An 11868-nucleotide genomic window follows, 5' to 3' on the forward strand; every position below is an offset into this window, starting at 1 on the left:
AGATTTGTGAAATGGTTGAACCAAAATTGGGACGTATTCTCGGCTTATAAAGCCAGTTTAGGCCTTGTTTGGGCTTAAAATTTGTTTAAGTCCCGCTAAAGCGTTAATCAAGTAGCACAGGATTTCTCCATCTGATACCTCACCTCTGCGGACTTTTATGTCCAAAGTGTCTTTCATCCCTTATCTCCATACAGTTTGAGATTTCACGTCCTGACATTTGTGTTTCCAGAATAGGGCAATGCCAGATAGTAATCTACAGAAAAGAAATGCCATTGTTCAAAAATATACAAATAAATTTGTGCGATCGGCAATTTTCGTAGTTATCAACATCTTAGACAATCAGCGTAAATTTATCTCTGAAGTTGAGGCTATTTTTTAGCTAAAATGTTCAAAATTATGTCTGCAAATTTCTGCAAATTGCTCGATAGCCGCTCAATTGAATAAGCAAGAGCTAGCTGGCGGCTAGAGGCACTCGAATTTGAGGGCTGAAGGGCGATCGCAGTCGCTTGTCGGACAATGCAATAACAAAAGCGATCGAGGCTCTTCTGGAACTGCCTGTGAGGTCTAGTGTCTCATTTTTGGAGGAATGCGGCCAGAAGCTTGCCTGCTGCTGCTTCAATTCAAGCAGTTATGTCTCAAAAGCTCTTAGATACAAACCACACTTTCACGCTCAGCACGAGGGCAAGCAATCGATACCAAATCCGGGCGATTCATGAAGGGTAGGGTAGGACGAGGAAGAATCAGGAAGAAGTGCATAATCTTCTACCAGGAAGGGAGTAAGCTCGCGACGCACCCTACTTTTCGGCGATCGTTCTGGGGGTACGCTCCTCGGATTTGGTATGATACGCTGCTCAAACGCCAGTCCAGTAAAATAATTCTCAAAGAAAAAAGTTGTTTCAACGTTCGGCGATCGACGAAAAACGAGTTTAAACCCAATACTGCAAGTTCTGCTGGACTGATGCTCTAGCCGCTTGTTCGGAAACAATACTGCCTCCCCAACTCACAGCCACCTGCATAATTCTCGGCTGGCGGTGCCAATAAGTTAGTAGTACACTTTCAAAGTTCTTTCACAGCCTGTATGCTGAAATCGATCGCGCCGTTACTCAACAGCCACCCAGCAACATCCCCGACATCGCACCGGCGAACGACCTGCGATGGCGTAGCTGCCTAGGCTGAGGCATCGCCCCGAACAAGGCCAGTCAAGTTTCAACTCAAAAATCCCGCATCAATTTTTCCTTATATTATTATTGGAGAATCGGCTAAGATGCCCAACCCTTTCAACCAGGAAAGTATTCCCAGACTTCCTGAACGTCGAGATAACGCCGAGAATTTTTTTACCTATCTCATGCTGACAAGCGGCAGCGGTCGTCCTGCTCTTTCTTGGCAAATTTATGCTGAACTAAAGCGCAACTTTGAGTTGTACAAAGAACGAAATCAGGTGCTTTCAGAGTTGTGCGCTCGGCCCGATGGAAGTCAACGTATAGCCGAATTTTGGAAGCAGATAGCGATTGGTGTGCCTTCGCATATCGCCCGAGAATGGGAACCAGAAAATAGGAAAATGCTAGCTTTAAAACATTTGGCTAGTTATTTTGAAAAACACTGTTACTACGCAGCTAACAGAGTACGAGCGCAGTCCAGTAATTGCTCTTGGGAAGATTATCTTTGCTACGCTCGCGTTTCTATTTACAATTATGACAATCTTTTGAAGTTGTTAAGGTCTTACAATACTGACCGTCAGGCTTCTTTAGATACATATATCCAGCAAACTTTGATAAGAGTTATCAACTCGGAATCAGATATCGGTAAGTTCTCGCCCTGGCGACTGCTAGATAAAAAAAGCGATCTAGAGCTTCGTGAAGCCCTCCAAAATGCCTATCGAGAACCTTACCTTTCTCAATTTATATTTGCGCGCAAATACTTTAAAAAAGTTTATTGCTTTAATAAGGTTAATAATCCCGCAATTCGTCAAAGAGGGCAAAAATGGCTGGAGGCTGACAGCGAAGACTTTCAGGAAGCAGCAGAGTGTTACAATGCAGAAAAGTCCCTGTCCTCAGCGCCGTATGAAGTCTCGGCGGGTGCAAACATTAGCGGAAAGCAAATGCAAGCTTGGATGAAAATCTGCATTAATGCGTTACAAAATTATCCCAATTTCATCAATTTTCCACTATCCTTAGGAGTGCTTCAGGAACAAGATACTGAGGAATTGTTTTATAAGTTAGAGATGGGAAACTCAAATACAGACGAAGTAAAAAATTCCCCTGCAAAAGTAAGCGAATTGAGTAACATGATTGACTCTGCTTTTGACGAACACATAGCAAATTTAAAACCCGATCAGCACAAAATTCTTTTATTTTATTACGGTTTTGGATTCAAGCAAAAGCAACTAGAACTTAAATTAAAACTGAATCAGTCCTCTATTTCCAGACGCCTCACTACTATTGAGCTAAAACTGTTAGAAGCTCTAGTAAAAGTATCCGCCCCCGAACGATGGGTTCCCCAGCAGGTAGTTACGTGGCTAGAGAGAAATTGCAGCGCTACCCTGCACTCAGAATTAATTCAAAAAGCCTTGGATCGAGCAATTAGAGAACTTGACTCTAAAGAGCAAGAAATTTTGCGCCTCCGATACGGTCAACAAGTAGCAGAAGAGAACATTGCCGATCGGCTTGGCATTAATTTGTTAGAGGTAGATGCCGCCATCTCTCAAGCTCAGCATAAATTACAAGCAAAATTGATAAAGGTGCTGAATGCTTGGCAGAAGAAGTGTGTCGGGCAGTGGCTAGCGAAGTTTTATCACGCTCAAATTTTAGCTGCTAGTCGGACTCTGAATCTACCTCTAGAGGGCGAAGATACTTCTAAAAACATCGATCCGATCGTTCAACAATGCTTGCAAACTTTAACTGCATCTAAAAAAGGAGAATAAAACAATGTTTCAACCCAACCAATTACAGCCTTTCAACTTTCATAATTCTTACCGCTTGCAGTTGACAATTGACGAAGCTGACCTAGAAATTCCATGGCGCAAAGCTCAGCATCATTCTAATCCGATTTCGCGCTACAATGCTTATCTCAATGGTGTTTGTTTAAAAACATTCTTGAACTGGTTATCGGAATGGCTGGCAGAAGAAGCATATATGGGAAGTGGTGAATGGTACAGCATTTCAAATTGGCGAAACTAGGCTGATCTTAATTCCCAGTGATGAAACAGAGTTAGAAGAGTTTTGCGTGCCGCAGGAGTGGGTGGATATTCCTAACTGGAGTGCTGACTATTATCTCCCCGTACAAGTGAATTTAGATGGGGATGATGGTGAGTGTTGGATAGAGTTATGCGGTTTTGCGACGCACCGCCAGCTAAAGAATGACGGCAGATACAATGCGGGCGATCGGACTTATTGTTTAGCGATCGAGGAGTTAACAGAATCCCTTACGGTGATGCAACTTACTTTTGGGTTAAACTTGCAACAAGAAGTTTCACCATTGCCAAGTTTATCTGAAGGAGAGGCTGCAAAATTATTACAGCTTTTGAGCGATTCATCAATATATTCTCCCCGACTGAGAGTTACATTTGAGCAGTGGGCTGCATTTTTGGCAAATGATGAATTGAGACAATTGTTGTATGGAAAGCGTTTAGGGATTTTGGAGAAAAAGGAGGTAGCAAGCGGATTAATTTTCTCCACTCAAGATCGAGAAAATTTAGTTCAGCGGGTCAAGAGTTATTTGCACGAAGGATGGCAGACAGTGGAGGGAATAGTAGAAAAATTAGGAACTTTAGAGCCTAATTTGGTTTATGCTCTAGAAGGAAATCAGAGGTATCGGGACGGTTATTCTAGCAGCCATAATAAAATTCCCACGCTGATTGAACTGTTGAAGGATAAGCGCAATAAAGGGAATCAATGGCGGGTCGCCGAATTATTAGGTCGCGTCGAACCGGGAAATGCGGAGGCGATCGCAGCATTGACTGATTTGTTACAAACAACTCAAGATGATATCTTGCGCCGTCAAGCGGCTGTGAGTTTGGGAAAAATTGACCCTAAAAATGCCAGTGCGGGTTTGAGAGTTGGTAAGATTATTAATTTGGAAATGCGACTTGATACCGAGCGCGTCGTGCTGGTAGTGACGCTGTTTCCGGAAGGAAGCGATAAAACGAACGTTCACTTGCGAGTAAGCCCCGTGCGATCGCAAACTCTGCCACCAAATCTCGAACTTCTTGTCTTAGATGAAGGAGGCGAAATTTTCGGGGAAGAACGCACGGATATGGTTAATGATAGCCTTGAATATGAATTTACGGCGGATCTCGGCGATTATTTTCAGGTGAAGGTTGCTTTGCAGCAAGTTAGCGTCACAGAAGATTTTACTATTTAACTCGATCGGTATTTGGAAGGTCAAAAGCTATGAGCAAACTCGTAATCTTGGAAATAGGGGATGTTGACAGCGAGCAGCGCTATCCTGTCGCCCTAAGAATTGGCGATAGCATTCACTCGGCTATGGCTGAAAGTAGGGGGCGGTTGCCACCGGCTAAAGATTTTCTGAAAGCCTATGAGGATTTGCGATTAGAGCGGACTGTACGCGGTTTTGGTTGTTATCGCAAATTAGAACATAAAAAAGGGCAAATTACCAAAAGTTCGGTTCAAGAATTAGCGGTTCAAGTGAAGGCGCGTATTAATACTTGGTTGAATTCTGGGGACAGTCTTTTTCAGTCTGTCAGGGATAAGTTATTACAAGTATTGAGTGCTGAGAAAGGCAATGTCAGATTGATGATTCAAACAGATGATATTTATTTCTGGGGTTTGCCTTGGCACCTCTGGGATAAACTTGACGAATTGAAAATTGAGCCTAGTTTCAGCAGGTTAACTAATACACTTGGTAATTACCAACCAACTAACTCTAAAAATAAGGTCAGAATTCTGGTAGTTTTGGGAGGACATACAGACATAAACCTTCAGGCAGATTTAGAGTATTGGAAATCGTTAATTGAAAGGGATGCCGAGATAGAGGCTGTAATAGCTATTCGCAGCACCCAGCTCAACGAACAGTTATGGAAGCGCAATTGGGACATTTTATTTTTCGCAGGTCATAGCTCTAGCAATTCAGATTACAGCCAGGGCAAGCTTGCTCTCAGTGAAACTGAAAGCATAGCAATTGAAGATTTAAAGTATGGTTTACAAAATGCGATTAAGCACGGGTTGAAATTAGCAATTTTTAATTCTTGTGACGGCATGGGATTAGTCAACGAACTAGCTTCGCTGCAAATTCCTGCTGTAATTGCCATGCGAGAGCGAGTGCCGGATGAAGTCGCTCAGAAGTTTTTGGAATATTTTCTAGAGGCATTTGCTAGAGAAAAGAAGCCTTTGCGGGACTCTGTTAGGAAGGCGCGAGAAAGCCTACACGGGATGATGGATGGTGATTATCCCTGTGCTAGTTGGCTGCCGATGGTTTACGAACACCCTGCTGTTGAGCCTCCAAGTTGGGATGAGTTGCTGAAGGGAAATGAGGAAGAGCGTCAGCGTGTTTCGATTTGGCGCAACCTTCGGACTGTATTGGTAGCTAGCGTGTTAGTCACAGGCACAGTCGTGGGAGTGCGATCGCTAGGATTGTTAGAACCCTTAGAAAAAACAGCTTTCGATCGAATCGCACAGATAATGCCGGATAAAGGGCTGGATTCCCGCTTATTAATTGTTGAAGTTACTGCCGATGATTTTAAGCAATTAAATAATGAATATCCCTTACACGATAAAACAATAGTTCGGGTTTTAGAAAAATTAAATAAGCACCAACCGCGAACTATTGGCTTGGATATTTATAGAGATGTTCCACAAGCACAAGGACGTGATGATTTAATTAAATACTTACAGCAGCACGAGCGGGTAATTCCTATATGTATGTTTCCTTGGGATAAATTTCTAGAAGGGGTTGCACCGCCTCCCGGTCTGCCCGACGCTCGACCTGGATTTGGGGATATTGTAGAAGATTCCGATCGCGCGATCCGGAGACATTTATTGGCTATGAAGCCCTACCCGTCTTCTCAGTGCAAAACCTCATCTTCGCTAAGTTTTCAACTAGCTTTACACTATTTGCAAAACCAACCGAATAATACTGCCGATCGGAGTTCCAAGCTGCCAGTCGAGTTTCGAGAAAATTATTGGAAAATCGGCAAAACTGATTTCAAAAATTTAGAAACAGATCGAGGTTTTTATCAAAAAGAAAACTTAGGTGGATTTCAAATAATCTTGAATTATCGATCGCGCCGATCGCTCATTGACATTGCTGAGCGAGTAACTCTGATGCAAATTCTCAACGAGCAGGTCAATCCATCTGATATCAAGGATAAAATTGTTTTAATTGGTGTTACAGATCCAACTAGAAACAACGCAAACCATAACACACCTTACAACCAAGAGATTCCTAGCTTAATGTTTTTAGCTCAGAGGGTCAGTCAAATTATTACTGCCGTTGAGGATCGCATACCCCTGATGTGGTTTTTACCTCAGTGGGGTGATACTTTTTTGATTTTGCTTTGGTCTGTGGTAGGCAGTTTTTGCGCTATCCGCCTCCAATCGCGACTGCATTTAGGATTAGCTCAAGGAGCGCTACTCATTATTTTATATGGGAGCTGCGGGTTTAGCTTGCTGAAATCAGGATGCGTGCTACCCCTCGTACCATCAGGATTTGCTTTGTTAGGTGCTAGCGGATGTTTAATAGTCTACAATGCTAGGAAAGACTCATAGCAGCTCCTAGAGCATACCTATATGAAAACTCTGTTCACCTGCGCTTGGACGCTGGCGGTTATTAACGTGACAAACTGCTTAGTTTTGGGACAGGTGCAACTTAATTTAAACAATCTCGTAGTTTCTGAAACCCAACAACCACCTGTAAATAGTAGACCTCCCGATCGAAAGCCCACAGGAACTCGCGGGCCTTGTGAAGAGACAGCAGGTTTACCTTTTACCCCTTTTTTACCTCCTAACAGTCCAGATTTTTTAGTCTCGACAATTACCGATCGCCCTACCTTGTGGTTTTATGTTCCCTACAGAAGTCAAAGCGTCAGCTATGGAACTTTTTCTTTAGAAGATGCAGGAGGAAATCGCGTCTACAAAATCGATTTCAAACTACCTGAAACTCCGGGAATTGTTAGTGTTAACCTTCCCAAAGATCGACAACCTTTAGAGGTAAATAAAACCTATCGTTGGTATTTCCGACTTTACTGTTCATCTCAAACATTACCGGGGTCTAATGCAGTTTTTCATACAGGTTTAGTAAAACGGGTCGATCGAGGAAATCTTGACGCTCAGTTGCAGGCTGCAACAAGAGAAAATCGTGCTGCAATCTATATTGCTAACCAGCTTTGGTATGATATGCCTGACTTGGCACAAATTCGCAGTCGCCCTGATGACTGGGCGAACATCTTGAAAGCGATGGATTTGGAAAAGTTGAAGGAAGAAAAGATACTAGGCCCGGTACTGCCTCGCTAAAAGATTTATATCAAATCCGGGTTTTTTACCCTCGTTATATAGTGTCTGGTAGCCTCGGTATAAAAAGACTATTCTTACAACCAATTTCCGATCATAACAAAAGGAGCCCAATAATAGGGATCGGATTTTTTTGCTAGAAGTGATAATTGGGCTTGGCGGAGCGCTTCAGCTTTATTCACATTAGGTTTTTTTAGTTCATTATAGAACTTAACCATTAGTTCCGCCGTAGACTCATCGTCAACATACCATAATGTTGCTAATGTACTGCGCGCTCCCGATCGCACGGCGACTCCAGCTAGCCCTAATGAAGCTCTAGGATCGCCCTTGGCTGTTCTACAAGCACTCAAAACCAATAATTCAATATTATTATCTTTGCGATCGCGCTTGCTGCTGAGTATATCACTTAACTCTTTACTCTGAATCACGCCATCATAAGCTACAATAAAAGTTTGTTCTGGATCGGAACTGAATTCACCATGAGTTGCTATATGAATCACTGAGGAAGGAAAAGAGTTAATTTGCTCTCTTAAGCTATTTTTGATAAAATCTTGGTTAATCAGCGGTTTTTCGCTGTTAGAAACCTCTTCTTTGATATTTCCTAACTCCCGATCTACATATTTAAGAGCGGGGAAAGCTTTTCTCCCAGGAAAAATCCGTTCTTCACTCAAGCCTGCAATTAAAATTTTCAACCTTTCTGGTTGCCAAGAATGAGGACTGATGAGTTGCAACCCTGGTGCTAGGGCAATAGCATATTTTTCGATTAGATAAATTTCTTTTTTAGTAACTTCATCATAATGAGATAAGACGCTCATTGGAATATTGCGGAAGCTGCTATCTAGGACGAATACTAATGTTCTTAACTCAGGGTATTGTTCGAGATATTTATTAAAAGGTTTAATTAACCACCCATAAATTATTTTAGAAATTTTTGTAACTTCAGCAGGTGCATCTGCTTCGCTCAATTCGCCTTGCAAGTTTTTCAGAAGAGTCTCAATTTTTCTGCGAGGTGTATCGGATGGGCGATGGTGCAATAGTCGATCGGGTAGGGAGACAATAATTTCTAACCTATCTTCTAAAATAATTGGATAAATCACTGCCGCTGTTCGATCGAGCCCATCAATTTGTTTAGTTTTAACCTGAAGACAAGCATCTCTAAAAAAGTTATCCAATTCAGCTACCTGAAGGGCTTCAATGACATTTCGGGCTTGCTTCAAATTCTCCTGACTCGGTTCTTCGCGCCGCAACAACAAATCTACCAATTCGCGATACACTGGTTCTACCCGATCGCGAAAATCAAACTGTCCGTCCCGACCGATCGGCAGCAAATCGTTGCGTACCGACTGTAAAGTATTAAATGCAGCCGTATAAGCCGCGATCGCCCCCTCAACATCCCTCGCCTTCCCATCCCGACGAATCCGCCCCAATTGCCACTGCCACTGATAGGCAAGATCCGGCGAATTTAGCTGCACGTTTTGCGACAAAAGTAAAGCTTGTTCCGTACATTGTTGAGCCTCTAACCATTGCTGTTTCTGTTCGTAAATTCCGCCCAAATTACCCAAAGCATAGGCTGTTGCCCTTAAATCGCCTAAATCCTTACCTAATTTGACAGCTTGGGCTCCCAGATTTACAATTTCTCTCCAAGATAAATCTTGAGTATTTTGAGACAAGCTTTCAGAAACAGTTAAGGAATCGGGCAAACAGTAGTTAGAGAGTGATTCTGACTTTTCAGCCCTGAAATTAGGTGGGTTATTTGCAGCTTTTAATTCTTCATTTTTCAGGTTAGCTAAGCTATTCATCAAGCTAACTTCACCATATATTTTATGGCGGCTCGGCGGTAGCTGATTCAACTGAGATAAAATTGCCAACCGCAACTCTTCTGCTTCTCGGAGATTTATCTTATTCCCAATTTTTGGATCTACTAAAAGGCTGAATAAATCTAACCTTGCCTGGATTTTAATAAAGGAAGTTCCAGCAACCTCGATCGCTCTTCGATAGTAATCTAAAGCAGTTGAGTAATAATTTATTTGAGTGTTATCTCCAGACTCAGCTAGAAATCGATTTCTATTCCCCGAAGCTTCGTAAGTATTGCCTAAACTCAGCCAAACTAAAGCTTTTTCTTGATTGTTTTTCTCTTGAGTAATGGCTCGATCGACTGCTGCCAAAAACTTCTGTGAATTGTCTAAAAATCCAAGCTGCCTCAAAACATCGCCGAGTAGGCGACTTCCTGTTAATTGGATGCTTTTAAAATTTGGATTTAATTGTTTTTGTAAAAGCCCTTGTAATCGATCTAAACTTTTGCTGTCGGTTAACTGCGAGCAAGTTCGATCGGGCAGGGCAAATTTTCCTTTATTATCCACCTCGATCGCGGGTATTAATGTTTGACAAGCCTGTTCGTAAAGCCCTAACTCTTGCATGGCTTTGACTTGAGAAATTAAACTGCGCTTCCACCCGAACTCATCCTTTAATTTAACATAAATACTAGCAGTTTGCTGCCAACTTTTTAAAGCAATATTGACTTGCCCCCGAGCCGATAGCCCGTTGCCTTTGATATCAAGAGTCTGAGCGATCGCCCTTAATTCTGCTGGCAAATTTGCTCTTGATTCCTGCGGCAACAAACTCAAACTTTTTTCTATTGCTTTTTCTGCCTCTTGCCAGCGTCCAAACTGTTGGTAAGTTAACGAAAGGTTGCTGAGGGCGATCGCTTGATTTAACCAATCTCCCTTCACTTCAAAAGCCGCCACTGCTTGCTGCCAATATTTCGCGGCTTCTTCAAATTCTCCCGCCGCATAGCGTTCCCTCGCTAACTTTTCCGATTCACTTCCCTCTCGCTGCTGGAGGGCAGTAGCACTCAACCCTACAGGAACTTGTATCATTCCTACACGATCTTGTTGAGTAATTTCTGTTTTTCCTACTTCCCCATTAAATATTTGGTTAGCTCGGACATTTGTTGCTAAAAAAGAGAACAATACTGTTAAAAATAGGAGAACAAATAACCTGAAATTTTTTCTTGTAATTTGGCGCACAAGTTTCAAAAAGAAAACCTCGATCGCACTGAAAAATGTAACCCTTTTTCTTGCCATGTCCTCTGCCTCGAATTCACGTCAACTAAAGGAATGCCCCAGTAAAAACTTGCTGCAAGGCGATCGCTCATTTCCCACCGCAGTCCCGCCCCCACAGATACCAAAGTTTGAGGGTCAAAATCCTCTCTACCGGAGCTGTTCCACACCGTGCCTGCATCAATAAAAGGAGCAATTTGAACGACTCCTAACCCTCGATCGGACCTACCAACAATCGGAAATCGCAACTCGGCTGATGCGGAAATTCCGTTATCGCCCAAAAGTAGATCCTGCCGGTAGCCTCTCACGCTATTGAAACCTCCAAGACCAAATTGCTCCAGAGGTAAAAGCGCTCTATTTGCTAATTGCAAGTCGCTGCTGGCAAAGACAAAAGTGTCTCTTGCCAAACGGCGAACCCACTGCGCCTGTCCCCGCCATGCCAAAAATCTGCTGTCAGGAGCTTCACTGTTAACAGTAGCATTAAAAGCACTCAATCCTAAGCTAAATTGCGATCGAAACGCTAATAATTCTTCATTACTTCGCACCGTCCAATCCTGAAAGAATCGCAGGGCCGAAATGCGCGATCGCCCTTTTTCATCGGCTCCTGGAGAGAGGGGGAAATCTTCGCCTAAAATTGAAGTGCCACTTTCCCGCCGAGTTGCAGTCAAACCGACGGCAAATTCTTGTCTGGGAGTCCTCAATAAAGGTTGGCGCATCGTAATGTCTAAATATCGCGCCGCTGCTCTGAGATCGACATCTTCAAAAGGCGGTTCGACGACGCGATTTGCAGTTGTTCCTGCTGCTACCTTAATCGTACCGTTATTCGGATTTAAGGGCAATGTATAACTTAAATCGAAAGCATTGCTGCCGTCGGTATTCGTGTAAGCAAGGCTCAAATCATCTCCCCGGCCCAATAAATTTGCTTCGTTCAGTTGCACTTGGCGGCGGACAGTACCGACGCTTGGAGCTCGGCGGTTATCGATCGCTACTTCGACACTAAAAGTTTGTTCCTCCTCGAATTTAACTTCTAAACTGCTTCTGTGTACCTGCGAACCGGGTATCAATTCAGCGGTAATCTTTTTAATTAATGGATCGAGTTCGAGCAATCGCAGAGCATCTAGCAGGCGAGAAACTTGTAAAGGTTGCGATGCGATCGCCAAACGGCTGCATACATAATCGAGGTTGAGGCGTTGCCTTCCCGTCCGCCTCCTGACTCGAATTGATTCTAATCCGCCTTCGACAATTTTAATAATAACTTCTCCAGGAACGCCCCTATTTTGCAATCTTTGATTTGGTTCTTCGCTGGTAGTAGGAATGTAGGCAAAAGAGTTAATATATCCTCTTTG

At 43.0% G+C, this 11868-nt stretch carries 9 protein-coding genes; 6 read left to right on the plus strand and 3 right to left on the minus strand.

Annotated elements, in window-relative coordinates; genetic code table 11:
* Positions 1-451: 451 nt before the first annotated feature.
* Positions 452-619, minus strand: coding sequence for a hypothetical protein (locus tag JGK20_RS30170; protein WP_293233233.1), 168 nt, complete (start codon positions 617-619; stop codon positions 452-454).
* Between the two features lie 93 nt (positions 620-712).
* Between JGK20_RS30170 and JGK20_RS30175 the strand changes: the two genes are divergently transcribed.
* The 6 genes from JGK20_RS30175 (at position 713) to JGK20_RS30200 (ending at position 7466) form a co-directional block, all read left to right on the plus strand.
* Positions 713-967: a hypothetical protein gene (locus tag JGK20_RS30175; protein WP_293233235.1), complete on the plus strand. Its 255-nt coding sequence runs from the start codon at positions 713-715 to the stop codon at positions 965-967.
* 297 nt (positions 968-1264) lie between these two features.
* Entirely contained in the window at positions 1265-2920 is a 1656-nt protein-coding gene (locus JGK20_RS30180) for a hypothetical protein (RefSeq protein ID WP_293207479.1), read from the plus strand.
* A gap of 4 nt (positions 2921-2924) precedes the next feature.
* Positions 2925-3176, plus strand: coding sequence for a DUF1822 family protein (locus tag JGK20_RS30185; RefSeq protein ID WP_293233236.1), 252 nt, complete (start codon positions 2925-2927; stop codon positions 3174-3176).
* A complete protein-coding gene (locus tag JGK20_RS30190; RefSeq protein WP_293233237.1) occupies positions 3142-4359 on the plus strand; it encodes a DUF1822 family protein in 1218 nt (405 codons plus the stop codon). Before JGK20_RS30185 ends, JGK20_RS30190 begins: the two co-directional genes overlap by 35 nt.
* A gap of 29 nt (positions 4360-4388) precedes the next feature.
* The gene (locus JGK20_RS30195; protein WP_293233238.1) at positions 4389-6722 is read left to right on the plus strand and encodes a CHASE2 domain-containing protein; all 2334 of its coding nucleotides are present in this window, start codon (positions 4389-4391) and stop codon (positions 6720-6722) included.
* A 21-nt stretch (positions 6723-6743) separates the two neighbouring features.
* Positions 6744-7466 (plus strand): DUF928 domain-containing protein, encoded by a 723-nt coding sequence (locus JGK20_RS30200; RefSeq protein WP_293233239.1) that lies wholly within the window; start codon positions 6744-6746, stop codon positions 7464-7466.
* Positions 7467-7540: 74 nt separating this feature from the next.
* Here JGK20_RS30200 and JGK20_RS30205 read toward each other — a convergent pair whose 3' ends face one another.
* Together JGK20_RS30205 and JGK20_RS30210 are read right to left on the minus strand one after the other, a co-directional pair.
* Positions 7541-10339, minus strand: coding sequence for a CHAT domain-containing protein (locus tag JGK20_RS30205; protein ID WP_293233240.1), 2799 nt, complete (start codon positions 10337-10339; stop codon positions 7541-7543).
* A gap of 155 nt (positions 10340-10494) precedes the next feature.
* The coding region (locus JGK20_RS30210; RefSeq protein ID WP_293233242.1) for a ShlB/FhaC/HecB family hemolysin secretion/activation protein at positions 10495-11868 on the minus strand (1374 nt) is incomplete at its 5' end.

Origin of the sequence: Microcoleus sp. PH2017_05_CCC_O_A (assembly GCF_020738785.1) — a bacterium.
GTDB lineage: Bacteria > Cyanobacteriota > Cyanobacteriia > Cyanobacteriales > Microcoleaceae > Microcoleus.